The following is a 25,069-nucleotide window of genomic DNA, read 5'->3' as shown; positions in this document are numbered from 1 at the left end:
GCTTATAGGTATTGTTTATCGTGCTAACGAATTTTATTCAAACAAATTCTGATGAAGTTTTTGCACGACCTGCTCGGCCTGATCGGCTGGCACCAGGAAGCAGAGGTTGTAGCTGGAGGCGCCGTAGCAAATCATACGAATGCTGAACGGGTCGAGTACGCCGAAGACCTCTTTGCCCACGCCGCAGGCACGCGACAGCTTGTTGCCGATGATGGCAACCAGCGCCAGATCTTCTTCCACTTCCACGCGGCACAACTCAGAGAGTTCGATCAGCAACGACTGCGTCAGCAGGGTGTCGCCGGTTGACGTGGAGCCAGTGGTGTCCAGCGTCAGCGCGATGCTCACTTCGGATGTGGTGATCAAATCCACGGAGATATTATGGCGCGCGAGGATGCCAAACACTTCCGCCAGGAAACCGCGAGAATGCAGCATATTGTGGCTGTGCAGCGTCACCAGCGTCTGGCGGCGGCGCAGGGCCAGCGCTCGGAACAATGGCGGGTTTTCGGTTTTCTTGCACACCAGCGTACCGCCTGCTTTGGGATCCTTACTGGAGCCAACGAAGACCGGGATATCGCTGCGCACGGCCGGCAACAGCGTCGCCGGGTGCAATACTTTCGCGCCGAAGGTGGCCATTTCGGCCGCCTCTTCAAACGCGATCACATCAATGCGTTTCGCCGCAGAGACCACGCGCGGGTCGGTGGTGTAAATACCCGGCACGTCAGTCCAGATATCCACACGGGTGGCATGCAGCGCTTCGCCGAGCAGGGCTGCCGTATAGTCACTGCCGCCGCGGCCAAGCGTAGTTGTACGGCCTTTGGCTTCGCTACCGATAAAGCCCTGAGTGATCACCATCCCTTCTGCCAGGCGCGGAGCCAGCTGCTGCTGGGTCAGCTCGGCCAGCATTTCAACATCCGGCTCGGCACGGCCAAAGCGATCGCTGGTGCGCATGACTTTACGCACGTCAAACCACTGGGCATGGACGTTACGCTCGCGGAGGATCTCCACGAACAGCAGCGTGGACATCAGCTCGCCGTGGCTGACCAGTTCATCGGTCAGCGCGGTGGAGGTCGCCAGAGAGGCGGCTTCAGCCAGGGTAGTGATATTTTCCAGCAGGCGTTCCACTTCCTCACGGATCACGTTCGGATTCTGCAGACGTTCAAGGATGTTGAACTGAATTTTGCGCAGTGCGTCCAGCTTAACGAAACGTTCGGTTGCTTCCAGTCCTTCAGACAGAGAAACCAGCAGGTTCGTCACGCCAGCAGAGGCGGAAAGCACCACCAGGCGGGTATTCGGATCGGCCAGCACCACATCGGCGCTGCGGTTCATGGCATCGTAATCGGCCACACTGGTGCCGCCAAATTTGGCGACCACAAAACTCGTCATAACAACCTCGTGTCAGGGAATGAATAAAGCGACCTTGGCACAAGAATGAAACGAGAACAGGTGCAGGCGCAAAATACGGCCCTATAAATAAAATGTGGGGGAGGTCCTGTCAATGCTGGGATTATGCGGATTTTTTATGGGGGGGTACCCCTCAGTAACAGGACTTATAACAGGGCCATATTTTATGCTCCTTTTTACCGCCTTTTGACCGACATTTCGCCGCCCCTGAAGGGCGTTTCAGCAGCTATACTTTTCGGGTCTTTTCACCTGTGTTTGATGCAGGCCAGGGCAATGGCATAAAAACCATCACAATTTTTATTTGCAGGCGCTACAATCGACCGCAGTCACAATTCTCAAATCAGAAGAGTATTGCTAATGAAAAACATCAACCCAACGCAGACCGCTGCCTGGCAGGCACTACAGAAACATTATGATGAAATGAAAGACGTCACCATCGCGGACCTGTTCGCGAAAGATGCCGATCGTTTCAATAAGTTCTCCGCGACCTTCGATGACCTGATGCTGGTGGATTTCTCCAAAAACCGCATTACCGAAGAAACGCTGGCGAAGCTGCAGGATCTGGCGAAAGAGACTGAGCTGGCCGACGCCATCAAATCCATGTTCTCCGGTGAGAAGATCAACCGCACCGAAGACCGTGCCGTGCTGCACGTGGCGCTGCGTAACCGTAGCAATACTCCGATTATCGTTGACGGCAAAGATGTGATGCCGGAAGTGAACGCGGTGCTGGAAAAGATGAAAGCTTTCTCTGAAGCGATCATCTCCGGAAGCTGGAAAGGCTACACCGGCAAACCGATTACGGATGTCGTTAACATCGGTATCGGCGGGTCTGACCTCGGCCCATTCATGGTCACCGAAGCGCTGCGCCCATACAAAAACCACCTCAACATGCACTTTGTTTCTAACGTCGATGGTACCCACATTGCCGAGGTGCTGAAGAACGTGAATCCGGAAACGACCCTGTTCCTGGTCGCGTCTAAAACCTTCACCACTCAGGAAACCATGACCAACGCCCACAGCGCGCGCGACTGGTTCCTGAAAACCGCAGGCGACAACAAGCACGTGGCGAAACACTTCGCCGCGCTGTCGACCAACGGGAAAGCCGTTAGCGAGTTCGGTATCGACACCGCGAACATGTTCGAGTTCTGGGACTGGGTGGGCGGTCGTTACTCTCTGTGGTCCGCTATCGGCCTGTCGATCATCCTCTCCGTCGGCTTCGACAACTTTGTTGAGCTGCTCTCCGGCGCGCATGCGATGGATAAACACTTCTCCACCACCGCACCTGAGAAAAACCTGCCTGTGCTGCTGGCGCTGATTGGTATCTGGTACAACAACTTCTTCGGGGCTGAAACCGAAGCGATTCTGCCATACGACCAGTACATGCACCGTTTTGCAGCCTACTTCCAGCAGGGCAACATGGAATCCAACGGTAAATACGTTGACCGTAACGGTAACGCTGTGGATTACCAGACTGGCCCAATCATCTGGGGCGAGCCAGGCACTAACGGCCAGCATGCGTTCTATCAGCTGATCCACCAGGGCACCAAAATGGTCCCGTGCGATTTCATTGCCCCGGCCATTACCCATAACCCGCTGTCAGACCACCATCCGAAGCTGCTGTCTAACTTCTTCGCACAGACTGAAGCGCTGGCGTTCGGTAAGTCTCGTGACGTGGTTGAGCAGGAATACCGCGACCAGGGTAAAGATCCGGCCACGCTGGACCACGTTGTGCCGTTCAAAGTGTTCGAAGGCAACCGTCCAACCAACTCCATCCTGCTGCGCGAAATTACGCCGTTCAGCCTGGGGGCGCTGATTGCCCTGTACGAGCATAAGATCTTCACTCAGGGCGCTATCCTGAACATCTTCACCTTTGACCAGTGGGGCGTTGAGCTGGGTAAACAGCTGGCAAACCGTATCCTGCCTGAACTGGGTGACGATAACGCGATTAACAGCCACGACAGCTCCACAAATGGTCTGATCAACCGTTATAAAGCATGGCGCGCGTAATTAAAGTGTCATGAAAAAGTGCCGGCGAAATGCCGGCATTTTTTTATCGGATAATTCCTGATGTCTGTTATTAAACTCAAATTCCTGTAGTGAGTTTAATCTGAAAATAGCTGTTAACCTGTTAATTGCTGCGGTTTATTTTAGGAAAATACGGATAATTACCGTCACGGAATCTAATTCTATTTCATTGATTTATATAAGTTATATTATTATCTAATCGTCCTTTTGTTTCCATTTTATCCAATTGTCCGAAAACCCTTCTTCTATTTACCCCTACGGCAAACCCTCACCTTTAGTTGTGTATACTCGAATCCGCCTGAAATTCTTTTTGGGCAAATCTCCATTCATTAAATGAAGGGAAATTCTTATGAAGAAAGTACTGTATGGCATTTTCGCCATATCTGCGCTTGCGGCGACATCTGTTAATGCGGCTCCGGTTCAGGTCGGAGAAGCGGCAGGTTCGGCTGCGACGTCTGCGTCTGCGGGGATTTCTACCGCGTCCAGCGCCAGCACCGTAAGTTCAGCCGTGGGTGTCGCCCTGGCGGCAACCGGTGGCGGTGATGGCTCCAATACCGGAACCACGACCACCACGACCACCAGCACCCAGTAATAACGGGTGTTTTAATCATAACCACACTTCGGTGTGGTTATTCTGGCTTTTCAGTAGCCTTCGGGACCTGTAGACCGGGTAAGCGCAGCATCACCCGGCAATAATGCGGAGAAGAGTCGTGAAGCGACCTGGGATCATCCTGATTTGTCTGCTTTTGCAGGCGTGCTCGGCCACCACCAAAGGGCTGGGCCATTCACTGTGGGAAAGCATGTTCGGTACGCCGGGCGTGCATCTGACCGATGACGAACTTCAGAACATGCCCTATGCCAGTCAGTACATGCAGCTCAACGATGGCCCACAGCTGTTTGTGGTGCTCGCTTTCGATGAAAACGGGCAGCAGAAATGGGTGACGCAGGATCAGGCCACCATCGTAACGCAGCATAGCCGTATCGTGAAAACCCTGCTCGGGGGTGACAACCTGCTTGAAGTCAACAATCTCGCCGCCGATCCGCTGAACAAGCCGAACCAGATAACCGATGGGGCAAGCTGGACCCGCACGATGGGCTGGACCGAACACAAGCAGGTTCGCTATGCCACCGCCCGCTCCACCTTCCGCTGGGATGGCACGGACAGCGTCAATGTGGGCAGCGACGAAACCCGGGTTCGCGTGCTGGATGAAGAGGTCACCACCGATCAGGCAACCTGGCATAACCGCTTCTGGGTGGACGATGACGGCCAGATACGCCAGTCGTTACAGTATCTTGGTGCCGGATTCTTCCCGGTCAAAACCACGCTGATCAAGGCCGCGAAATCATGAAAACACTTATTCGCGTTGCGCTGATCGCAAGCTTTGCTACGCCGCTCGCATGGTCTGCCGGGACGGTAAAAGTCTATACGCAGGACAATACGAAGCCTAAAACATTGACCAACGCCGGACACTTGATCGATCTCGTCGGCCAGCCAAGGCTGGCGAACAGCTGGTGGCCGGGTGCGGTCATCAGTGAACGACAGGCGACGGTGGTGGCGGAGCAACAACATAACGCGCTGCTCGCCAGGCTAACAGGGCTGGCGGAGCAGGAAGAGGGTGACGACGCGGCGGCCATTAACAGCCTTCGCCAGCAGCTTAAGGCGCTGAAGGTCACCGGACGGTTGCCGGTCAATCTCGATCCGGACCACGTTCGCGTCGCGGAAACGGCTAACCCGTCACTGGAAGGCGAGTACACGCTCTGGCTACCTGTTCAGCCTTCTACCATTACCGTGTTCGGGCTTGTCAGCAGTCCGGGTAATAAGCCGTTTATGCCGGGTCGCGATGTGGCGAGCTATCTCGATGAACAAAATTTGTTGAGCGGTGCGGATAAGAGCTACGCATGGGTGGTGTACCCGGACGGCCAAACGCAGAAAGCACCGGTAGCCTACTGGAATAAACGCCATATCGAACCGATGCCAGGCAGCGTCATTTTTGTCGGTTTTGCCGACCATTTCTGGACGAAGGCATATGACGGGCTGAACGCCGATATCCTTCACTCCCTGAAACAGCGGATACCGGAATAATGAAAAGAACCTATCTCTATAGCATGCTGGCGTTGTGCGTGAGTGCCGCCTGCCATGCAGAAACGTATCCGGCACCCATTGGCCCGTCTCAGTCAGATTTCGGCGGCGTCGGTTTACTGCAAACGCCTACCGCGCGCATGGCGCGGGAAGGGGAAATCAGCCTCAACTACCGTGATAACGATCAGTATCGCTACTACTCCGCCGCTGTACAGCTGTTTCCGTGGCTCGAAACCACGCTGCGCTACACTGACGTGCGCACCAAACGGTACAGCAGCGTCGAGTCCTTCTCCGGCGATCAGACCTACAAAGATAAAGCGTTCGACGTGAAGCTGCGTCTGTGGGAAGAGAGTTACTGGATGCCGCAGGTCTCCGTTGGCGCGCGGGATATCGGCGGTACCGGTCTGTTTGATGCGGAATACGTGGTGGCCAGCAAAGCCTGGGGACCGTTTGATTTCTCACTCGGTCTCGGCTGGGGGTATCTGGGGACCAGCGGCAACGTGAAAAACCCGTTCTGCTCCTACAGCGACAAATATTGCTATCGCGATAATAGCTATCAGAAAGCAGGCTCCATCAACGGCGACCAGATGTTCCACGGCCCGGCCTCGCTGTTTGGCGGCGTAGAGTACCAGACGCCCTGGCAGCCGCTGCGCCTGAAACTGGAATACGAAGGGAATGACTATTCACAGGATTTCGCCGGCAAGATTGAGCAGAAGAGCAAATTTAACGTCGGTGCCATTTACCGTGTGGCTGACTGGGCTGACGTTAACCTCAGCTATGAGCGTGGCAATACCATGATGTTTGGCGTGACGCTGCGTACCAACTTTAACGATATGCGGCCACACTACAACGACAACGCGCGCCCTGCCTACCAGCCGGAGCCGCAGGATGCCATTCTGCAGCACTCCGTCGTGGCGAACCAGCTGACCCTGCTGAAATACAACGCCGGTCTGGCGGATCCGAAGATTCAGGTGAAAGGCGATACGCTGTACGTGACCGGCGAGCAGGTGAAATACCGCGACTCGCGGGAAGGGATCGAACGCGCCAACCGGATCATCATGAACGATCTGCCGGACGGGATTAGCACGATCCGCGTGACCGAAAACCGTCTGAACATGCCGCAGGTTACGACGGAAACGGATGTCGCCAGTCTTAAGCGCCATCTGGAAGGCGAACCGCTTGGGCATGAAACCGAGCTGGTGCAAAAACGCGTTGAGCCAGTGGTGCCAGACACCACCGAGCAGGGCTGGTATATCGATAAGTCGCGCTTTGATTTCCATATCGATCCGGTACTGAACCAGTCTGTTGGTGGGCCAGAAAACTTCTACATGTATCAGCTGGGCGTCATGGCGACGGCGGATCTGTGGGTCACCGACCACATGCTGACCACCGGCAGCCTGTTCGGTAACCTTGCCAACAACTACGACAAGTTCAACTATACCAACCCGCCGAACGACTCGAAGCTGCCGCGCGTGCGTACTCGCGTACGTGAATATGTGCAGAACGACGCTTACGTAAACAACCTGCAGGCCAACTACTTCCAGTACTTTGGCAACGGTTTCTACGGCCAGGTTTACGGCGGTTATCTGGAAACGATGTTTGGCGGCGCGGGGGCTGAAGTACTCTACCGTCCGGTAGACAGCAACTGGGCGTTTGGTCTTGATGCCAACTACGTCAAACAGCGTGACTGGCGCAGCGCGCAGGACATGATGAAGTTCACCGATTACAGCGTTAAAACCGGCCATCTGACGGCCTACTGGACGCCGTCGTTTGCCCCGGATGTACTGGTGAAAGCCAGCGTTGGTCAGTATCTGGCGGGGGATAAAGGTGGCACGCTGGATATCTCTAAACACTTCGACAGCGGTGTGGTGGTCGGTGGCTATGCCACGATCACTAACGTCTCGCCGGACGAGTACGGGGAAGGGGACTTCACCAAAGGCGTGTACGTCTCCATTCCGCTGGATCTGTTCTCGTCAGGCCCAACCCGCAGCCGTGCGGCAATTGGCTGGACGCCGCTGACGCGTGACGGTGGTCAGCAGCTGGGTCGTAAATTCCAGCTGTACGACATGACCAGCGATAAGAACATCAACTTCAGATGATGCGTGAGTGCCCGGTAGCGTTACGCCTGCCGGGCACCTTACAAACGCCGCAACAGTCTCGCCGGGTTCCCGGCGTAAACCCCTTTCTCGGTGATGGACTTTGTCACCACGCTTCCCGCCCCAATCACCGCCCCATCACAAATTGAGACAGCCAGAATGGTGGCCCCGCTGCCGATTGAAACGTCGTTGCCCACGCGAATGTGTCCCCAGCTGCGCCGGTCGGCATTGGGTTTACCGTCGCGGAACATATCGTTGGCGAACATCACCCCATGGCCAATGAAACAGCGCTCGCCGACGGTGACGTACTCGCAGATGAAGGTATGGGACTGAATTTTGCTGTCAGCACCGATGTGCGAGTTAGCCTGGATTTCAACAAACGGGCCGATAAAGACGTTATCGCCCAGCGAACATTCATAAAGATTCGCGGGTTCGTAAATGACGACGTTTTCGCCGCAGACAACATGACGAATAGCCGCCTGGCGTTGCTCTGGCATACATCTCCTTAGACTGGCATCGACATAATATGGAGGGTGCTGGTTTGCGCCGCAGTGACGAAGAGGGTGTCTTTGACATGTTTCAGCCCCTGCGCTTCGTAAAACCGGCGTGCGCGAGGGTTCTTTTCGAGGACTTCCAGCCACAGCAGATTTTCCGAACAGGCTTTTGCCTGGCGAATCACTTCCGCAAGGAGTTGCTCGCCGTAGCGGTGTCCCGTGGCATCCGGCAATAAATAGAGTTTATGCAGGAGCGTACCCGACAGCCCCTCGGGCTCGATGGTCTGCTGGGTTGAGAATTTTGCGAATCCGACTGGCATTTGTGCGCTGGCAATGAGCCAGTAAGTGCCCGGCTGCATCAGGCTGTCTGCTATCGCCTGCGGCGCGTATTCCTGCTTAAGAAAGGCGGCAAGCTCTGTCTGGCTTTCCCATAGATGCCCAAAGTGATGCCGGTAGCTGGCATACCCCATTTCACTCAGCTGTTTTGCATCATCCAGGGTGGCGCGTTGAATGGTTAATTTCATCATCCCTTCGTCGAAATAAGCGTGTCACAATGCAACATGCCACAGCGCTGAACATAATATAAACAAAAAATATAGATCACCGTCACATTTTTGCGTTATACAGGAACCTCGCCCTGGAGAATGAGGTGCTCTATGACATCCCTGACTCGCCCGCGCGTTGAGTTTATCTCAACAATCCTCCAGACCGTGCTGAACCTCGGTCTGCTGAGCCTTGGCCTGATACTGGTCGTCTTTTTGGGAAAAGAGACGGTGCATCTGGCGGATGTGCTGTTCGCCCCTGAACAAACCAGCAAATATGAGCTGGTGGAAGGCCTGGTGGTCTACTTTCTCTACTTTGAGTTTATCGCGCTGATTGTGAAGTATTTCCAGTCGGGCTTTCACTTCCCGCTACGCTATTTTGTTTACATCGGGATCACCGCGATTGTGCGGCTGATCATCGTGGATCATACCTCCCCGCTCGACGTACTGATCTATTCGACGGCGATCCTGCTGCTGGTGATCACGCTCTGGCTGTGCAATTCGAAACGGCTGAAACGGGAATAAAAAAATGGCGGCCCGGAGGCCGCCTAACAACAGTCACAAGTTGGGTCAATACAATACGTCTAAAGTTGAGGGTTGCAGTGGCATAACAAATGAAACTTAACCTTTCACACCGCCCGCCGTCAGGCCATTCACCAGCCAGCGCTGCGCCAGCAGGAACACGACGGTGATAGGGATGGCGGAGAGTACAGCCGCCGCCGCAAAGTCGCCCCACAAATAGTTCTGCGGATTGAGGTATTGCTGCATACCGACGGCCAGCGTATAGCTGTTGACATCACGCAGTAACAGGGAAGCGACCGGCACTTCGGTGATGGCTGCGATAAACGACAGGATAAAGACCACCGCCAGGATCGGCACCGACAGCGGCAGAAGCACCAGACGGAATGCCTGCCACGGGGTCGCGCCATCCAGCGCCGCCGCTTCTTCCAGCGAGCCGTCGATGGTTTCGAAATACCCTTTGATGGTCCACACATGCAGCGCGATACCGCCAAGATAGGCGAAGATGACGCCACCGTGGGTGTTCAGGCCGATAAACGGCACGTACTGGCCCAGTCGGTCAAACAAGGCATACAACGCCACCAGTGACAGTACTGCCGGGAACATCTGGAAAATCAGCATCCCTTTCAGCAGCGTGGCTTTACCCGGGAAACGCATACGGGCAAAGGCGTAAGCACAGGTCGTGGAGAGTGCGACAATTCCAATCGCGGTAATCCCGGCAATTTTCACCGAGTTCCACAGCCATAACAGCACCGGGAACGGCGGTGGCGTGACGCGGCCATCCGCGTGTTCAACGCTGAAGCCCAGCGCTAACTTCCAGTGCTCCCAGGAGATTTCATCCGGGATCAGGCTCCCGGTCGCGAAGTTACCGGCACGCAGGGAGATGGCGATGACCATCAGCAGCGGGAACATGATTGCCGCGATAAAAATCAGCAGCCCTAAATGCGTCGCGAAGAGGCGCAGTTTCTGAGATTTGGGTTGGACCATAGACATATTCTGTGCCCTCCTTAGTCGAATTTCATGCGTGTTGCTTTCAGGTTCACAATCGCCAGAGCGCCAACCAGCAGGAAGATCAGGGTGGCAATCGCTGCCGCCAGACCGAAGTCCTGACCGCCGCCGCCTTCGAAGGCGATACGGTAGGTGTAGCTGACGAGCAGGTCGGTATAGCCTGCCGGCGTGGTGGTGCCAAGACGGTCAGGCCCACCGTTGGTCAACAGCTGAATCAGCACGAAGTTGTTAAAGTTGAAGGCAAAGCTGGCAATCATCAGCGGCGTCAGCGGCTTAATGAGCAGCGGCAGCGTAATCTTAAAGAAATTCTGGAACGGACCCGCGCCATCCATTGCCGAGGCTTCGTACAAATCGTCCGGAATCGCCTTCAGCAGGCCCATGCACAGGATCATCATGTACGGATAACCGAGCCAGGTGTTCACGATGATAATCATCGAGCGGGCGGTGATTGGGTCGCTGAACCAGGCCGGTTTGATGCCGAACAGCGCGCTCAGCATCATGTTGATTTCACCGAAGCTCTGGTTAAACAGCCCTTTGAAAATCAGAATCGAGATAAACGACGGGACGGCATACGGCAGAATAAGCAGCACGCGGTAAATGGCTTTCCCTTTCAGAGATTCCCACTGCACCAGACACGCCAGCACCATGCCCACGGCAACGGTCAGGATCACCGTCAGTATGGAGAACACCACGGTCCAGACAAAGATGGCGAAGAACGGTTTCTGGATCCCTTCATCGGTGAAGACGCGGGTGAAGTTGTCCCAGCCTATCGTCACGGTGTAGCCCGGGCTGAGCTTGTCATCACCCCATTTGCCATCAGCCGTAATGGACTGGTAGAAACCAATGTCGTTGTTTGGACGGTACTTCACGCCGCTCTGGTTGTTGGTCAGCGTGCCGTCGTCCGCCAGCGTATAGAGCGGTTGTGTCCCGGAGAACTGGCGCAGTGAACTCATGGTCACTTTGCTTTCGTCCGGCAGTTGGGCGGTAAGCTGCGTCAGCGCCTGACGGTTCTGCGTAATGATGCGCAGGTTAGCGCGTTCGCCTTCCGGCAGGGCCGCAGCCTCTTTTAAGGCCAGCTTCTGCTCGCCGCCAAATTTGAAAGCGTCAGAGACATAATTTTTTCCGGTTTCTTCGTCAGTGAGTGCTAACTTCCACTCGCTGCCCGCAGGATACAGGCCGAAGTTAAAGGTTTTGCCCGCCTGATAAGAGCGGTCCATCAGCACCTGTTGGGCGCGTTCCTGCGCAAGCTGGTTGGTGCTGCTGTAGTTGGTGAACGCGATAGCAATGGTACAAATCAGCGGGAACAGGACAAACAGGCCCATCCCGGCCACGCCCGGGTAAACATATCGCCAGGCATAGGCTTTACGGTTGGCGAAAATATACAGGCCAGCAGAGCTTAAAATCAGCGTCATGATGGCGAACAGATATTCCCCTTGTACGTACATTAAAACAACAAGGTAACCCACCAGCAGACACAGCAGACCCATTACAGACCACTTCAGGGCAGAGCTTTGCCACCAGTGTTTCTTTTTAATGACATCCATGGGGTTCTTCCTCTACAACACATTTTGTTCTCCCTCTCTCCGCAGGGGAGAGAGGGGATAAAAGCCTTACTTCGTGATACGACCCTGAGCATCTTTCAGCGCAGCATCAACCGTCTGACGACCGCTTGCTGCGTTGATGACGGCGGTACGGGTGGCGTACCAGAACGCTGCCATTTGTGGGATGTTCGGCATGATTTCGCCTTTCTGGGCGTTATCCATGGTTGCCGCGATACGTGGGTCTTTCGCCAGCTGATCCTGGAAGGATTTCAGCGCAACCGCGCCCAGCGGTTTGTCCTTGTTCACTTCATCCAGACCCTGATCGGTCAGCAGGTAGTTTTCCAGGAACTCTTTCGCCAGCTCTTTGTTCGGGCTGGCAGCGTTAATACCTGCGCTCAGCACGCCAACGAACGGTTTAGACGGCTTGCCTTTAAAGGTTGGCAGCAGGGTTACGCCGTAGTTGATTTTGCTCTTGTCGATGTTGGTCCAGGCCCACGGACCGTTGATGGTCATCGCGGTTTCGCCTTTGTTGAACGCCGCTTCTGCGATGGAGTAGTCGGTATCCGCGTTCATGTGTTTGTTCTTGATGAGGTCAACCAGGAAGGTCAGGCCTGCTTTCGCGCCAGCGTTGTCCACGCCCACGTCTTTCACGTCATATTTGCCGTTTTCAAATTTGAACGCGTAACCGCCGTCGGCAGCAATCAGCGGCCAGGTGAAGTACGGTTCCTGCAGGTTGAACATCAGCGCGCTCTTACCTTTCGCCTTCAGCTCTTTATCCAGTTTCGGGATCTCTTCCCAGGTTTTCGGTGGGTTGGGTACCAGATCTTTGTTGTAAATCAGAGACAGCGCTTCTACCGCGATTGGGTAAGCGATGATCTTGCCGTTATAGCGAACGGCATCCCAGGTGAACGGGTACAGTTTGTCCTGGAAAGCTTTGTCCGGCGTCACTTCAGCCAGCAGACCCGACTGGGCGTAGCCACCGAAACGGTCATGTGCCCAGAAGATGATGTCCGGACCGTCACCCGTTGCAGCAACCTGCGGGAATTTCTCTTCCAGTTTGTCCGGGTGTTCAATGGTAACTTTGATACCGGTGTCTTTCTCGAATTTCTTGCCCACTTCGGCCAGGCCGTTATAGCCTTTATCGCCGTTAATCCAGATAACCAGCTTACCTTCTTCAATTTTGGCGAGAGCCGGTGCGGAAATCATCATTGCTGCAAGGGCGGACAATGCGAAAACGCGTGCGCCAGTCTTGATCTTCATATCTGCCATCCTTTTTTGGTGATGTGCTCGTGGATACACTGAGGTGGTTCAACGTGACTCAGTCTCCTTATTTGACATCCTCTTTCCATCCTCCCAACCCCTACGCCCCACCCCCCGTTTGTGTGATCTCCGTTACATAAATTTAAGTTATGAGTGCTGGCGCACATAAAAACACAGTGAATTTTGCAGGTGGCTTCACGAATTTCGCCTCAGCCCTCCAGCGGCGGTCGCAGAGCCTGCTCTCTCATCCTCCCGCCTCCTCCCCCATAAAAAAGCCGGGGGGTGGAGGATTCACGAAAGTAATGGATACCCCATAGTGAACTTATCTTGAATGTTTCTGTCGGTGACAGGTTGTAACGAAGGGAGAAGGGCATGGCGAGCGTACAGCTGCGTAATGTAACGAAAGCCTGGGGTGACGTTGTGGTGTCGAAAGACATCAATCTGGACATCCACGAAGGTGAATTCGTGGTATTTGTCGGCCCATCTGGCTGCGGTAAATCAACTCTGCTGCGTATGATTGCCGGTCTTGAAACCATCACCAGCGGCGATTTGCTGATTGGTGATACCCGAATGAATGACATTCCGCCTGCCGAACGTGGCGTCGGCATGGTTTTCCAGTCTTATGCACTCTATCCCCACCTTTCCGTAGCCGAGAACATGTCCTTCGGTCTGAAGCTGGCGGGCGCGAAAAAAGAGGTGATTAACCAGCGCGTCACGCAGGTGGCGGAAGTGTTACAGCTGGCACACCTGCTTGAGCGTAAACCAAAAGCCCTCTCCGGTGGTCAGCGTCAGCGTGTGGCAATTGGCCGTACGCTGGTCGCCGAACCGCGCGTGTTCCTGCTCGATGAACCGCTTTCTAACCTGGATGCCGCCCTGCGCGTCCAGATGCGTATCGAAATCTCCCGTCTGCACAAACGTCTTGGCCGCACGATGATTTACGTCACCCACGATCAGGTCGAAGCGATGACGCTGGCCGACAAAATTGTGGTGCTGGACGCCGGTCGCGTGGCGCAGGTGGGTAAACCGCTGGAGCTTTATCACTACCCGGCAGACCGCTTTGTTGCGGGCTTTATTGGCTCGCCAAAGATGAACTTCCTGCCCGTCAAAGTGACCGCGACAGCCATTGAACAGGTACAGGTGGAGCTGCCAAACCGTCAGCAAGTGTGGCTGCCGGTCGACAGCGCCAACGTACAGGTGGGGGCCAATATGTCCCTCGGTATTCGTCCTGAGCATTTACTGCCGAGCCACATCGCCGATGTGACGCTGGAAGGTGACGTTCAGGTCGTCGAACAACTTGGTCACGAAACACAGATTCATATCCAGATCCCCGCCATCCGTCAGAACCTGGTCTACCGCCAGAATGACGTGGTGTTGGTAGAAGAGGGTGCCACATTCGCTATCGGTTTGCCGCCAGAGCGTTGCCATCTGTTCCGTGAGGATGGCACCGCATGTCGTCGGTTGCACAAAGAGCCAGGCGTTTAAGCATTCCAATTACAAAGAAAAGCAATGATCTCAGGAGATAGAATGATGATTACTCTGCGCAAACTTCCTCTGGCAATCGCCGTGACGGCAGGCATTTTGTCTGCACACGCGGGTGCCGTGGACTTTAAAGGTTATGCTCGTTCTGGCATTGGCTGGACCGGGAGTGGCGGTGAACAACAATGTTTCCAGGCAACCGGTGCACAAAGTAAATACCGTCTCGGTAACGAATGTGAAACCTACGCCGAACTGAAACTGGGTCAGGAAGTGTGGAAAGAGGGCGATAAGAGCTTCTATTTCGACACTAACGTTGCGTATTCCGTTTCTCAGCAGAATGACTGGGAATCCACCAGCCCGGCCTTCCGTGAAGCAAACGTGCAGGGTAAAAACCTGATTGAATGGCTGCCAGGCTCCACCATCTGGGCCGGTAAGCGTTTCTATCAGCGTCATGACGTCCACATGATCGACTTCTACTACTGGGATATCTCTGGTCCTGGTGCGGGTATCGAAAACATCGATCTGGGCTTCGGTAAACTGTCTCTGGCCGCGACCCGTTCTTCTGAGTCCGGCGGTTCTGCAACCTTCGCCGATCGTGATGCGAACGGCGATCGTATTTATGACAACGTAGTACCAAACGATGTCTTCGACGTCCGTCTGGCCGGCCTGGAAACCAACCCGGGTGGTACACTGGAACTGGGTGTTGACTATGGTCACACCAACATTCCTGACGACTACTATCTGCAGCCTGGCGCCTCTAAAGATGGCTGGCTGTTCACCGCTGAACACACCCAGAGCATGTTGAAAGGCTTCAACAAGTTCGTGCTGCAGTACGGTACGGACTCCATGACCTCTAACGGCAAAGGTATTCCGCAGGGCGGTAGCATTGATAACGACGGTTCCATGTGGCGTGTGCTGGACCACGGTGCAATCACCCTGGCAGACCGTTGGGACCTGATGTACGTCGGTATGTACCAGAATATCGATCGTGACAACAACAATGGTACAGAGTGGTGGACTGTCGGCGTGCGTCCAATGTTCAAATGGACGCCAATCATGAGCACCCTGCTTGAAGTGGGCTACGATAACGTTAAGTCTCAGAAAACTGACGAGAAAAACAGCCAATACAAAATCACCCTGGCACAGCAATGGCAGGCAGGCGACAGCATCTGGTCTCGCCCGGCTATCCGTGTCTTCGCAACCTACGCGAAGTGGGATGAGAAATGGGGCTATGCGAACAACGACTCAGGCGCAGGTTACACCTCTGGCGTAGCGTATAGCGACACTTCCGCGAAAACCTTCAGCCGTGGCGACTCCGACGAGTGGACCTTCGGTGCCCAGATGGAAATCTGGTGGTAATTCGGTAGACCTGACGTAATGACCTAAAAAGAGGGGCGTAAGCCCCTCTATCCTTAGGGTGCTGCGCGCTATTGCCTGGCCACCGCAGTGCTCACGCTATCAGAGGTAATAACAATGAAAATGAAGAAAAGTCTCGTCGCGCTGTGCCTCTCTGCGGGGCTGCTGGCCTGTGTTCCGGCGATCACCTTCGCAGATGTCAATTTCGTGCCACAAAATACCAGCGCTGCACCTGCCATCCCGGCGGCGGCGCTCCAGCAACTGACCTGGACGCCGGTTGACCAATCCAAAACCCAGTCAACCCAACTTTCTGCGGCAGGCCAACAGCTTAACGTGCCGGGAATTGCCGGTCCGGTTGCCGCTTTCAGCGTCCCGGCCAATATTGGTGAGCTGACCCTGACGCTGACCAGCGAAGTAAGTAAGCAGACCAGCGTATTTGCGCCTAACGTCCTGATTCTGGATCAAAACCTGACGCCATCTGCCTTCTTCCCGAGCGACTATTTTGGTTACCAGGAACCTGGCGTCATGAGCGCTGACCGCCTCGAAGGCAAAATGCGCCTGACGCCTGCTCTGGGACAGCAGAAGATTTATGTCCTGGTCTTCACCACGGACAAAGATTTGCAGCAGACCACTAAGCTCACCGACCCGGCAAAAGCCTATGCCAAAGGAACCGGTAACTCTGTTCCGGATATCCCGGATCCGTTAGCGCGTCATGTCACCGACGGGTTGCTTAAGCTGAAAGTCTCAACAAACAGTGCTTCCAGCGTACTGGTTGGCCCTCTGTTTGGTTCATCCGGTACAGGCCCGGTCACGGTGGGGAACACTGCTGCGCCTGTGTATGCCGCACCAGTTGCTACGGCGGCGGCTCCGGCTGCAACCGCAGCTCCAGCTCCGGCGAAGAAAGCCGAGCCGGTACTGAACGACACCGAAGAATACTTCAATAACGCCATTAAGCAGGCGGTGAAGCGCGGCGATGTCGACAAAGCGCTGAAACTGCTTGATGAAGCCGAACGTTTAGGTTCAACCACTGCCCGTTCCACCTTTATCAGCAGTGTAAAAGGCAAGGGGTAACCGTTTCCCCACAGTGCTGATTTGTTAGTAGTTTAGTGCGCCTGAGTGGGCGCACTTTTTTTGGTGTCACACGGGCTGTTGCGCTCTTGTTGCGATCGTGATCGTTAAATAACGTTTGGCCCCCCTCAATCCGCTTTTCTGCGATACAATGCCATTACGTTATGTATCGGAGAGTCTGGCATGTCACACCCCGCGCTAACGCAACTGCGTGCGCTGCGCTATTTCGACCAAATACCTGCGCTTGACCCGGAGCAACTGGACTGGCTGCTGCTGGAAGATTCCATGACTAAACGTTTCGAGCAGCAGGGCAAAACCGTTACGGTGACCCTGGTTCAGGAAGGGTTTGTCTCTTGTGCTGAGATCGCCTCTGAGCTGCCGCTGTTGCCGCAGGAAGAACGCTACTGGCTGCGCGAAATTTTACTCTGTGCAGACGGTGAGCCATGGCTTGCCGGACGAACGGTCGTTCCCGAGTCTACCCTTTCCGGGCCAGAACTGGCGCTACAACGGCTGGGGAATACGCCGCTGGGGCGTTATCTTTTCACGTCGTCCGAGCTTACCCGGGATTTTATTGAGATTGGTCGCGATGCCGAACTGTGGGGGCGTCGTTCCCGCCTTCGCCTGAGCGGTAAACCGTTAATACTGACGGAGCTTTTTTTACCGGCATCGCCGTTGTACTGAGAGGAAGAAAAAATGGAGTGGAGCCTGACGCAGAATAAGCTGTTGGCTTATCACCGCTTGATGCGTACAGATAAACCCATCGGCGCGCTGCTGCTGCTGTGGCCGACCCTTTGGGCGCTATGGGTAGCAACACCAGGGGTACCGCCGCTGTGGATCCTGGGGGTGTTCATTGCAGGCGTCTGGCTGATGCGTGCGGCGGGCTGCGTGGTCAATGACTATGCGGATCGTAAATTCGACGGGCACGTAAAACGTACGGCCCATCGTCCGTTGCCCAGCGGGCAAGTGACCGAGAAAGAGGCCCGTACGCTGTTTATCGTACTGGTGCTGCTCTCTTTCCTGCTGGTGTTAACCCTGAACACCATGACCATTCTGCTTTCAGTTGCGGCCCTGGCTCTGGCCTGGGTTTATCCGTTCATGAAGCGCTACACCCACCTGCCTCAGGTGGTGCTGGGCGCGGCGTTTGGCTGGTCGATCCCGATGGCGTTTGCGGCGGTGAGTGAGTCCGTCCCGTTAAGCTGCTGGCTGATGTTCCTGGCGAACATTCTCTGGGCCGTGGCATACGACACGCAATACGCGATGGTAGACCGCGACGATGACCTGAAGATTGGCATTAAATCGACGGCGATCCTCTTCGGACGTCATGACAAGCTGATCATCGGTATCCTGCAGGTTGCGGTGCTGGCGTTAATGGTGACGATGGGTTACCTGAACGGGCTCAACTGGGCGTTTTACTGGGCCGTGCTGGTGGCGGGAATGCTGTTTGTCTACCAGCAGAAGCTGATTGCCAAACGTGAGCGTGAAGCCTGCTTCAAGGCGTTTATGAATAACAACTATGTCGGTCTGGTGCTGTTTTTAGGGCTGGCGATGAGCTACTTTTCGTAAAAAAACGGCAGCCAGAAGGCTGCCGTTTTTGTTTTCATCGCAGGTCATCAGACAGCTGCACGCTTCACTCGCCTTGCGTCGCACTTTCAATCGTTAAACGCACATCAGACGTGATCAGTTCGGCCAGCATCTGGTATACCTTCAGCGTCTCTTCCGGCTCGGCATCGCCCGTATCACTGATAAATCCTTCATCACGCAGCGTCAGCACCAGAGAGCTGAAGACCGCTTTGTCGAAGAATTCCGGGGCGTTAATCCCGTGCAGAACAGACAGGCGCTGTGCCAGCGTCCGGCTCTCTTTCTCGAGCGTACCGCGGTTAATGGACGGATTCGCGCTCAGCAACCAGAAGGTGATGGCGTAGCGCTGCAGCGTTTCGCGTGCGCCCGCCGCCAGCAGTTGCAGGGTACGGGACCGTGACGGATTGATATGCAGCTCGTCATTCGTGACGGTAATCAGCCCCTGACGACGCAGCTCTTCGGTCAGTTTATCCAGCTCAGTCGCCAGTTCGTCCTTGTCCCAGCGCAGGAACAGCTCCGCTTTCAGCATTGGATAGAGCGTTTCAACATGACGCAACAGCTCCTGACGCGAGATGCGACGATGCTGGGTGATGATGGCCGCCATGAGCGAGGGCAGCATCAGCATATGCGCGATGTTGTTGCGATAGTAAGTCATCAGCACCGCCTGCTCACGCGGGAGAATGATGATGTCGCCGATGGTGTCCTTTTCGACTTCAAACTTGTTCATCTGCAGGGCATGCTCGATAAGCTCGCTTGCCGTGCTTACCGGTACGGTCGAATCCACCGAGTACGGCACGTTGCGCATCATGTCGAGATAGCAATCCAGCTGCTCCGTAAGCTGTTCACGGGTCAGTGAACGCTGACGTGAGGCCAGAAGCGCCGTACAGCACAGGTTCATGGCGTTTGCCGCACCGGCGTTGTTAATGCGCACCATCAGTTCAGAGGCGATGCTGTTGACCGTAGGCGTCAGCCAGGCCGGGCGAATCGCTTCGATAGGATCGATAGACTCGCGCCACTCCGGAACATGGTTGTTCAGGTAGGTCATCAGCGGCATCGGCTCGCCAAAGTTGACGTAGCCCTGGCCAAGGTTGCGTAACTTGCTCAGGCCGCGCAGCATCTGCGGCAGGCTCTCTTTCTCTTTGGTCGCACCGCGGAGCTCTTTGGCGTAGGTGCCCACTTCCATCACGTGTTCGTAGCCAATGTAGATGGGTACCAGGGTGATCGGGCGAGTTCCCCCGCGCAGCATCGCCTGAATGGTCATCGACAGCGTGCCGGTTTTAGGATCGAGCAGACGACCGGTACGGGAGCGACCACCTTCCACGAAGTATTCAACGGAATAACCGCGGCTGAACAGCTCGCCAAGATATTCACGGAATACGGTGGAGTAGAGCTTGTTGCCCTTAAAGGTACGACGGATAAAGAACGCCCCCAGGCGGCGGAAAATCGGGCCGGCTGGCCAGAAGTTCAGGTTAATGCCGGCAGCGATGTGCGGCGGTACCAGACCCTGGTGATAGAGCACATAGGAGAGGAGCAGATAGTCCATGTGGCTGCGGTGGCAGGGGACATAGACAATCTCATGGCCATCATGGGCCAGCTGGCGTACGCGCTCGGCGTTATGAACGTTGATGCCCTGATAGAGGCGGTTCCACGTAAAGCCCAGGATACGATCGGAAAGACGAATCATCTCGTAAGAGAAGTTCGCGGCAATCTCTTCCATCAGCGCAATAGCGTTCTGCTGTGCTTTCTCATGGGAAATCTTTTTGCTGCGCGCTTCGTCTTCAACGGCCCTGGCAATCGCTTTGGAGGCCAGCAGCTTGTTGAACAGGTCCTGACGTGCAGGAAGACGCGGGCCGACGGCAGCCAGACGCTGACGGGCGAAGTGCATACGCGCCACGCGCGCCAGTTTTTGCGCGATAATCTTGTCGGTGCCGTGTTCGTCCGCCATACGGCGCAGCGAAACGGACGGGGAGAAACGCACGAAGCTGTCACGTCCCAGCCAGGAGACCGCGAAGAATTTCTGAATGCCGTTAAGCATGCGCAGCGGTGGGTTCTCTTCACCTTTCTCTCTGCCCGGGCGGCGACCAAACATCACCGATACCGGCACCATCTGCACATCCAGACCCGGATTGCTGCGGTGCAGGTCGAGATAGTCGTGGAAAAGCTTGATGGACTCTTCCTTTGGCGTGTAATAGGTAAACACGCGCGGCCCGCCGTGAATGAACACATAGCGCGGCAGCAGAGTGCCGTCGACTTCGAGGGGTTCAAGCGGGTCAGGTAAATCATGCGCCAGACACTGGGCGCGAAGCGTCAGTAGGTCTGCCTTCGAGTTATAAGGCAAAACGTACATAATTGGGCGTGACGTATCGAGCCCCAATTCCAGCGCGGGTTCCGCTGGGATAGACTTGCTTTTTACCAGGACGCTTAATGGTAAATTAAGTAATTTGTAGTAAATTCGTGGCCAGCCGGACATAAACGATGTAAAGCCTCTGGTTAATAATGCAATTGCGGCGCAAGGATAACAGAAAGCGCGCAAAATTTCTGTTGTTACCCGTCATACTTCAGGCAGCAGCGAAACACGCTGCGCCTACTGTTACTGACGCTATTTTAATTAAAAGGTTCTTTTAATGGCCAATAATACCACTGGGTTAACCCGAATCATCAAAGCCGCCGGCTATTCATGGAAAGGTTTCCGTGCCGCGTGGGTCAATGAAGCCGCGTTTCGCCAGGAGGGCGTCGCCGCTATCATCGCGGTGATTATCGCCTGTTTCCTTGATGTTGATGCGATTACCCGCGTTTTGTTGATCGGCTCCGTGCTGTTGGTGATGATAGTGGAAATTCTCAATAGCGCTATTGAGGCCGTGGTGGACCGTATCGGTTCTGATTTCCATGAGCTCTCCGGCCGGGCGAAAGACATGGGGTCTGCTGCCGTATTGCTGGCGATTATCACTGCGGTCATCACCTGGGTCACGCTGCTTTGGTCACATTTCCGATAAGCCTCGAGAAATAATTAAGTCCCTGGTTTTTTGTGCAGTTTTTGGTTCCAAAATCGCCTTTGACTGTATATACTCACAGCATAACTGTATATACACCCAGGGGGCGGAATGAAAGCGTTAACGACCAGGCAGCAAGAGGTGTTTGATCTCATCCGGGATCATATCGGCCAGACGGGTATGCCACCCACGCGTGCGGAGATCGCTCAGCGTCTGGGTTTCCGTTCTCCGAATGCTGCCGAAGAACACCTGAAAGCGCTGGCGCGTAAAGGCGTCATTGAGATTGTATCGGGCGCTTCACGTGGCATCCGTCTGCTGGTGGAAGAAGAGACAGGCATTCCGCTGGTGGGCCGTGTCGCGGCAGGTGAACCTTTGCTGGCACAACAGCATATTGAAGGTCACTACCAGGTTGACCCGGGCATGTTTAAACCGAGCGCAGATTTCCTGCTGCGCGTCAGCGGCATGTCGATGAAAGATATCGGTATTCTGGACGGCGATCTGCTCGCAGTTCATAAAACCCAGGACGTGCGCAACGGGCAAGTTGTGGTCGCGCGTATTGACGATGAAGTTACCGTTAAGCGTCTGAAAAAGCAGGGTAACACCGTCCAGTTACTGCCTGAAAACAACGAGTTCTCCCCGATTGTGGTGGATCTCCGCGAACATAACTTCTCTATTGAAGGGCTGGCTGTTGGGGTTATCCGCAACGGTGAATGGCTGTAATCATGTCATAACAGGCTACGGACCTGCCGTAGCCTGATTCAATCTCCACTGCCGGTATTTTTCATGTCACTGCTGACGACATCAGATAAGGCATTGTGGCGTCTTGCACTGCCAATGATTTTTTCCAATATCACCGTCCCTCTGCTGGGACTGGTAGACACGGCTGTTATTGGTCATCTGGATTCCCCCGTTTATCTGGGCGGCGTCGCGATCGGCGCGACGGCAACCAGCTTCCTTTTTATGCTGCTGCTCTTTTTGCGCATGAGTACCACCGGGCTTACGGCTCAGGCGTATGGCGCAAAAGATCCGTTGCGTCTGGCGCGTGCGCTGGTACAACCCTTGATCCTTGCCCTGGGCGCGGGTGCGCTGATCGTGGTGTTGCGCACGCCACTGATTGATCTGGCGCTGCATGTCGTTGGCGGGAGCGAGGCGGTACTTGAGCAGGCGCGACGCTTCCTTGAAATTCGCTGGCTCAGCGCACCCGCATCACTGGCGAACCTGGTCCTGCTAGGCTGGTTACTCGGCGTGCAGTATGCCCGTGCGCCAGTCATTCTGCTGGTGGCAGGCAATCTTCTCAACATCGTGCTTGATGTCTGGCTGGTGATGGGTCTGCATATGAACGTGCAGGGCGCCGCGCTGGCGACGGCAATTGCAGAATACGGTACCTTTTTCATCGGCCTGTGGATGGTCTGGCGCGTGCTGGCCCTGCGCGGTATCTCGCTTGCGATGCTCAAAACCGCGTGGCGCGGTAATATCCGCACGCTGCTGGCGCTTAACCGCGACATTATGCTGCGCTCGTTACTGCTTCAGCTCTGCTTTGGCGCGCTGACGGTCTTCGGGGCGCGACTTGGGCCGGAGATCGTCGCGGTTAATGCGGTCCTGATGACGCTGCTGACCTTTACCGCGTATGCGCTGGATGGCTTTGCCTATGCCGTTGAAGCCCATTCCGGGCAAGCGTATGGCGCACGCGAAAGCGGTCAGCTCCGCGAGGTGTGGCGTGCCGCCTGTCGTCAGTCAGGCCTGGTGGCGCTGGCGTTTGCACTCATTTACGCCTGTCTGGGTGAACAGATCGTTGCTTTACTCACCTCCCTCCCATCGCTGCGCGAACTGGCGAGTCACTATCTCTTCTGGCAGGCAATCTTACCGGTGGTGGGCGTGTGGTGTTATCTGCTGGACGGCATGTTTATTGGCGCGACGCGAGGTGCGGAGATGCGCAATAGCATGGCGGTCGCTGCGGCGGGATTTGGTCTGACGTTGCTGACGCTGCCGTATCTGGGCAACCACGGTTTGTGGCTGGCTCTGGCGGTTTTCCTCGCGTTACGTGGTCTGTCGCTGGCCTTTATCTGGCATCGTCACTGGCGAAATAACACCTGGCTGCCTTCCCGCCACGATATATCGTGACGGTTAAAGATTCCGAATATAAAAACAACTGCCGGATCCTTAACTACAATAATAATCACGTCCAGCAGAAAAGAACGAAGCGGACGAAACTTACAGACGCTTAACACGAGGACACGATTATGAATAAAGACGAAATCGGCGGCAACTGGAAGCAGTTCAAAGGTAAAGCGAAAGAACAGTGGGGTAAGCTGACGGATGATGATATGACCATCATCGAAGGTAAACGCGATCAGCTGGTGGGTAAAATTCAGGAACGTTACGGCTACGAGAAAGATCGTGCTGAAAACGAAGTGAAAGACTGGGAAACCCGTAACGATTATCGCTGGTAATCCTTTACTCCCCCTGAGGGCGGCTTCGGGCCGCCTTTTCTTTTGCCGTTAACGCGGCTTTTTCTTCACCAGTACCGAATGGTCGTGCTGGCACTCATCCTGGTGTCGACAGGCTTCTACCTCTACGCAGGCTGAACACAGGCCGTGCGCTTCAATCACGTTATGTCGCAACGCAAAGCCCATTTTGGCTGCCAGCGTATGCATAATATCTTCAACGCCTTCCGCACCTTCTTCCTTAACGCTGCCGCAGCGATCGCAGATAAACATGGCCGACGTATGGGTTGGCTGATCGAACAGATGGCACAGCACATAGCTGTTTGTCGATTCAACCTTATGCACAAAGCCCTGTTCCAGCAGGAAATCCAGCGCGCGGTACACCGTTGGCGGTTTAGCCTGTGGCTCGCTTTCGCGCAGCAGATCAAGCAGATCGTACGCGCTGATCGCGCCCTGCTGCAGGCTCATCAAACGTAATACTTCAAGGCGCTGCGGAGTCAGGCGCACATTGCGTTGCACGCACAGCTTTTCTGCCTGCGCTAACAGCTCTTTTGTGGACTTATCCATTTAGCACCCCGGATGTTATAGGCTGGAAAACCCCCACTTTATCATGTTCTGCTAAAAACACCGAGATCCGCCAGGCTGTGCTATACCTGACGCAACGCAATCCGGGGAATAAACGATGAAAAGACCTGACTGTATTCGACACTGGCGCGACGTAGAAGGCGCAGATGACTCAACCTATCCCGACAGTAGTGAACGTTTTTCCATTGGCGCACCGCTGGCGCGTAAGCTCGGCCTTGGACGCATTGGTATACACCATGAGCGCTTACCGCCAGGCCGACGGACCTCTTATCCTCATGCTGAAAGCGACGAAGAAGAGTTTATCTACGTGCTTGAAGGCTACCCTGAAGCCTGGATTAACGGATATTTATGGAAACTTGAACCTGGCGACAGCGTGGGCTTTCCCGCCGGAACCGGGGTCTGTCATACCTTCATCAACAACACCGACGAAGAGGTACGGCTTCTGGTGGTGGGTGAGGCCAACAAGAAGCATAACCGTATCTATTACCCGCTTAATCCGGAGTACGCCGCCACGCGCGAAGATCGCTGGGTAGACCACCCTCCTCAGTTTTTTGGACCGCACGATGGAAAACCTGGGAAAAAATAATTTCCTCTTCTATAAATATT

Annotated in this window: 24 protein-coding genes; 16 read left to right on the top strand and 8 right to left on the bottom strand. The window is 55.0% G+C overall.

Annotated elements, in window-relative coordinates; translation table 11 throughout:
* Positions 1–33: 33 nt before the first annotated feature.
* Positions 34–1,383, bottom strand: a complete 1,350-nt coding sequence (gene lysC / locus QLG09_RS11390) for a lysine-sensitive aspartokinase 3 (RefSeq protein ID WP_014168184.1) — start codon at positions 1,381–1,383, stop codon at positions 34–36.
* A gap of 375 nt (positions 1,384–1,758) precedes the next feature.
* Here lysC and pgi point away from each other — a divergent pair, with 375 nt between their 5' ends.
* The 5 genes from pgi to QLG09_RS11365 all read left to right on the top strand — a co-directional run bounded on the left by pgi (position 1,759) and on the right by QLG09_RS11365 (position 7,605).
* Positions 1,759–3,408: a glucose-6-phosphate isomerase gene (pgi, locus tag QLG09_RS11385; protein ID WP_020882856.1), complete on the top strand. Its 1,650-nt coding sequence runs from the start codon at positions 1,759–1,761 to the stop codon at positions 3,406–3,408.
* Between the two features lie 367 nt (positions 3,409–3,775).
* Positions 3,776–4,018, top strand: coding sequence for an exopolysaccharide production protein YjbE (gene yjbE, locus QLG09_RS11380; protein ID WP_014168186.1), 243 nt, complete (start codon positions 3,776–3,778; stop codon positions 4,016–4,018).
* Positions 4,019–4,136: 118 nt separating this feature from the next.
* Positions 4,137–4,775 carry a YjbF family lipoprotein gene (locus tag QLG09_RS11375; RefSeq protein ID WP_025206403.1) on the top strand — a complete coding sequence of 213 codons (639 nt, stop codon included), beginning with the start codon at positions 4,137–4,139 and terminating at the stop codon, positions 4,773–4,775.
* The gene (locus QLG09_RS11370) at positions 4,772–5,509 is read left to right on the top strand and encodes a capsule biosynthesis GfcC D2 domain-containing protein (protein ID WP_014168188.1); all 738 of its coding nucleotides are present in this window, start codon (positions 4,772–4,774) and stop codon (positions 5,507–5,509) included. The genes QLG09_RS11375 and QLG09_RS11370 overlap by 4 nt, the downstream gene beginning before the upstream one ends.
* Complete coding sequence (locus tag QLG09_RS11365) at positions 5,509–7,605, top strand: YjbH domain-containing protein (protein WP_049022156.1); 2,097 nt, start codon at positions 5,509–5,511, stop codon at positions 7,603–7,605. Before QLG09_RS11370 ends, QLG09_RS11365 begins: the two co-directional genes overlap by 1 nt.
* Before the next feature lie 38 nt (positions 7,606–7,643).
* Here QLG09_RS11365 and QLG09_RS11360 read toward each other — a convergent pair whose 3' ends face one another.
* Together QLG09_RS11360 and QLG09_RS11355 are read right to left on the bottom strand one after the other, a co-directional pair.
* Positions 7,644–8,099: an acyltransferase gene (locus QLG09_RS11360; protein ID WP_020882853.1), complete on the bottom strand. Its 456-nt coding sequence runs from the start codon at positions 8,097–8,099 to the stop codon at positions 7,644–7,646.
* Positions 8,100–8,107: 8 nt separating this feature from the next.
* Complete coding sequence (locus QLG09_RS11355) at positions 8,108–8,623, bottom strand: GNAT family N-acetyltransferase (RefSeq protein ID WP_049022161.1); 516 nt, start codon at positions 8,621–8,623, stop codon at positions 8,108–8,110.
* A 129-nt stretch (positions 8,624–8,752) separates the two neighbouring features.
* Here QLG09_RS11355 and psiE point away from each other — a divergent pair, with 129 nt between their 5' ends.
* Positions 8,753–9,163: a phosphate-starvation-inducible protein PsiE gene (gene psiE, locus QLG09_RS11350; protein WP_282488911.1), complete on the top strand. Its 411-nt coding sequence runs from the start codon at positions 8,753–8,755 to the stop codon at positions 9,161–9,163.
* A 96-nt stretch (positions 9,164–9,259) separates the two neighbouring features.
* Here the strand turns inward: psiE and malG are convergent, their stop codons facing one another.
* From malG to malE, 3 genes are all read right to left on the bottom strand, one after another.
* Positions 9,260–10,150, bottom strand: coding sequence for a maltose ABC transporter permease MalG (gene malG / locus QLG09_RS11345; RefSeq protein WP_014168193.1), 891 nt, complete (start codon positions 10,148–10,150; stop codon positions 9,260–9,262).
* Positions 10,151–10,164: 14 nt separating this feature from the next.
* The gene (gene malF, locus QLG09_RS11340; RefSeq protein ID WP_020882850.1) at positions 10,165–11,709 is read right to left on the bottom strand and encodes a maltose ABC transporter permease MalF; all 1,545 of its coding nucleotides are present in this window, start codon (positions 11,707–11,709) and stop codon (positions 10,165–10,167) included.
* Between the two features lie 66 nt (positions 11,710–11,775).
* Positions 11,776–12,966 (bottom strand): maltose/maltodextrin ABC transporter substrate-binding protein MalE, encoded by a 1,191-nt coding sequence (gene malE / locus QLG09_RS11335; RefSeq protein ID WP_020882849.1) that lies wholly within the window; start codon positions 12,964–12,966, stop codon positions 11,776–11,778.
* 372 nt (positions 12,967–13,338) lie between these two features.
* Between malE and malK the strand changes: the two genes are divergently transcribed.
* From malK to ubiA, 5 genes are all read left to right on the top strand, one after another.
* Positions 13,339–14,448 carry a maltose/maltodextrin ABC transporter ATP-binding protein MalK gene (malK, locus tag QLG09_RS11330; protein ID WP_014168196.1) on the top strand — a complete coding sequence of 370 codons (1,110 nt, stop codon included), beginning with the start codon at positions 13,339–13,341 and terminating at the stop codon, positions 14,446–14,448.
* Positions 14,449–14,490: 42 nt separating this feature from the next.
* The gene (locus QLG09_RS11325) at positions 14,491–15,801 is read left to right on the top strand and encodes a maltoporin (RefSeq protein WP_020882848.1); all 1,311 of its coding nucleotides are present in this window, start codon (positions 14,491–14,493) and stop codon (positions 15,799–15,801) included.
* A 114-nt stretch (positions 15,802–15,915) separates the two neighbouring features.
* A complete protein-coding gene (malM, locus tag QLG09_RS11320; protein WP_032681924.1) occupies positions 15,916–16,869 on the top strand; it encodes a maltose operon protein MalM in 954 nt (317 codons plus the stop codon).
* 180 nt (positions 16,870–17,049) lie between these two features.
* Positions 17,050–17,547, top strand: a complete 498-nt coding sequence (gene ubiC / locus QLG09_RS11315; RefSeq protein WP_014168199.1) for a chorismate lyase — start codon at positions 17,050–17,052, stop codon at positions 17,545–17,547.
* 12 nt (positions 17,548–17,559) lie between these two features.
* Positions 17,560–18,429, top strand: a complete 870-nt coding sequence (gene ubiA, locus QLG09_RS11310; protein ID WP_025206398.1) for a 4-hydroxybenzoate octaprenyltransferase — start codon at positions 17,560–17,562, stop codon at positions 18,427–18,429.
* A gap of 64 nt (positions 18,430–18,493) precedes the next feature.
* Here the strand turns inward: ubiA and plsB are convergent, their stop codons facing one another.
* Complete coding sequence (plsB, locus tag QLG09_RS11305) at positions 18,494–20,914, bottom strand: glycerol-3-phosphate 1-O-acyltransferase PlsB (RefSeq protein WP_020882845.1); 2,421 nt, start codon at positions 20,912–20,914, stop codon at positions 18,494–18,496.
* Positions 20,915–21,068: 154 nt separating this feature from the next.
* Here plsB and QLG09_RS11300 point away from each other — a divergent pair, with 154 nt between their 5' ends.
* The 4 genes from QLG09_RS11300 to QLG09_RS11285 all read left to right on the top strand — a co-directional run bounded on the left by QLG09_RS11300 (position 21,069) and on the right by QLG09_RS11285 (position 23,884).
* Complete coding sequence (locus tag QLG09_RS11300) at positions 21,069–21,437, top strand: diacylglycerol kinase (RefSeq protein WP_014168202.1); 369 nt, start codon at positions 21,069–21,071, stop codon at positions 21,435–21,437.
* Between the two features lie 108 nt (positions 21,438–21,545).
* Positions 21,546–22,154 carry a transcriptional repressor LexA gene (lexA, locus tag QLG09_RS11295; RefSeq protein ID WP_014168203.1) on the top strand — a complete coding sequence of 203 codons (609 nt, stop codon included), beginning with the start codon at positions 21,546–21,548 and terminating at the stop codon, positions 22,152–22,154.
* 63 nt (positions 22,155–22,217) lie between these two features.
* Positions 22,218–23,555, top strand: coding sequence for an MATE family efflux transporter DinF (gene dinF / locus QLG09_RS11290; protein ID WP_014168204.1), 1,338 nt, complete (start codon positions 22,218–22,220; stop codon positions 23,553–23,555).
* 119 nt (positions 23,556–23,674) lie between these two features.
* Positions 23,675–23,884: a CsbD family protein gene (locus QLG09_RS11285; RefSeq protein ID WP_014168205.1), complete on the top strand. Its 210-nt coding sequence runs from the start codon at positions 23,675–23,677 to the stop codon at positions 23,882–23,884.
* A 48-nt stretch (positions 23,885–23,932) separates the two neighbouring features.
* Here the strand turns inward: QLG09_RS11285 and zur are convergent, their stop codons facing one another.
* Positions 23,933–24,445, bottom strand: a complete 513-nt coding sequence (gene zur, locus QLG09_RS11280; RefSeq protein ID WP_014168206.1) for a zinc uptake transcriptional repressor Zur — start codon at positions 24,443–24,445, stop codon at positions 23,933–23,935.
* A gap of 115 nt (positions 24,446–24,560) precedes the next feature.
* On the opposite strand from zur, the gene QLG09_RS11275 reads away from it, so the two are divergent.
* Positions 24,561–25,049, top strand: a complete 489-nt coding sequence (locus QLG09_RS11275; protein ID WP_049022165.1) for a cupin domain-containing protein — start codon at positions 24,561–24,563, stop codon at positions 25,047–25,049.
* The last annotated feature ends 20 nt before the right edge of the window (positions 25,050–25,069 follow it).

It is taken from the genome of Enterobacter sp. V89_11 (assembly GCF_029967775.1).
Classification (GTDB): Bacteria; Pseudomonadota; Gammaproteobacteria; order Enterobacterales; family Enterobacteriaceae; genus Enterobacter; species Enterobacter ludwigii.
Note: the sequence above shows the minus strand (reverse complement) of the source record. Positions and strands in the feature narration are given on the sequence as shown.

Excerpts from the sequence above, each read along its gene's own strand:
- malE (WP_020882849.1), bottom strand. The coding sequence starts at position 12,966 with ATGAAGATCAAGACTGGCGCACGCGTTTTCGCATTGTCCGCCCTTGCA.
- zur (WP_014168206.1), bottom strand. The coding sequence starts at position 24,445 with ATGGATAAGTCCACAAAAGAGCTGTTAGCGCAGGCAGAAAAGCTGTGC.
- dinF (WP_014168204.1), top strand. The coding sequence starts at position 22,218 with ATGTCACTGCTGACGACATCAGATAAGGCATTGTGGCGTCTTGCACTG.
- QLG09_RS11285 (WP_014168205.1), top strand. The coding sequence starts at position 23,675 with ATGAATAAAGACGAAATCGGCGGCAACTGGAAGCAGTTCAAAGGTAAA.
- ubiC (WP_014168199.1), top strand. The coding sequence starts at position 17,050 with ATGTCACACCCCGCGCTAACGCAACTGCGTGCGCTGCGCTATTTCGAC.
- QLG09_RS11300 (WP_014168202.1), top strand. The coding sequence starts at position 21,069 with ATGGCCAATAATACCACTGGGTTAACCCGAATCATCAAAGCCGCCGGC.
- plsB (WP_020882845.1), bottom strand. The coding sequence starts at position 20,914 with ATGTCCGGCTGGCCACGAATTTACTACAAATTACTTAATTTACCATTA.
- ubiA (WP_025206398.1), top strand. The coding sequence starts at position 17,560 with ATGGAGTGGAGCCTGACGCAGAATAAGCTGTTGGCTTATCACCGCTTG.
- QLG09_RS11355 (WP_049022161.1), bottom strand. The coding sequence starts at position 8,623 with ATGATGAAATTAACCATTCAACGCGCCACCCTGGATGATGCAAAACAG.
- pgi (WP_020882856.1), top strand. The coding sequence starts at position 1,759 with ATGAAAAACATCAACCCAACGCAGACCGCTGCCTGGCAGGCACTACAG.
- malK (WP_014168196.1), top strand. The coding sequence starts at position 13,339 with ATGGCGAGCGTACAGCTGCGTAATGTAACGAAAGCCTGGGGTGACGTT.
- lysC (WP_014168184.1), bottom strand. The coding sequence starts at position 1,383 with ATGACGAGTTTTGTGGTCGCCAAATTTGGCGGCACCAGTGTGGCCGAT.
- malG (WP_014168193.1), bottom strand. The coding sequence starts at position 10,150 with ATGTCTATGGTCCAACCCAAATCTCAGAAACTGCGCCTCTTCGCGACG.
- QLG09_RS11360 (WP_020882853.1), bottom strand. The coding sequence starts at position 8,099 with ATGCCAGAGCAACGCCAGGCGGCTATTCGTCATGTTGTCTGCGGCGAA.
- QLG09_RS11275 (WP_049022165.1), top strand. The coding sequence starts at position 24,561 with ATGAAAAGACCTGACTGTATTCGACACTGGCGCGACGTAGAAGGCGCA.
- psiE (WP_282488911.1), top strand. The coding sequence starts at position 8,753 with ATGACATCCCTGACTCGCCCGCGCGTTGAGTTTATCTCAACAATCCTC.
- QLG09_RS11325 (WP_020882848.1), top strand. The coding sequence starts at position 14,491 with ATGATGATTACTCTGCGCAAACTTCCTCTGGCAATCGCCGTGACGGCA.
- malM (WP_032681924.1), top strand. The coding sequence starts at position 15,916 with ATGAAAATGAAGAAAAGTCTCGTCGCGCTGTGCCTCTCTGCGGGGCTG.
- malF (WP_020882850.1), bottom strand. The coding sequence starts at position 11,709 with ATGGATGTCATTAAAAAGAAACACTGGTGGCAAAGCTCTGCCCTGAAG.
- yjbE (WP_014168186.1), top strand. The coding sequence starts at position 3,776 with ATGAAGAAAGTACTGTATGGCATTTTCGCCATATCTGCGCTTGCGGCG.
- QLG09_RS11370 (WP_014168188.1), top strand. The coding sequence starts at position 4,772 with ATGAAAACACTTATTCGCGTTGCGCTGATCGCAAGCTTTGCTACGCCG.
- QLG09_RS11365 (WP_049022156.1), top strand. The coding sequence starts at position 5,509 with ATGAAAAGAACCTATCTCTATAGCATGCTGGCGTTGTGCGTGAGTGCC.
- lexA (WP_014168203.1), top strand. The coding sequence starts at position 21,546 with ATGAAAGCGTTAACGACCAGGCAGCAAGAGGTGTTTGATCTCATCCGG.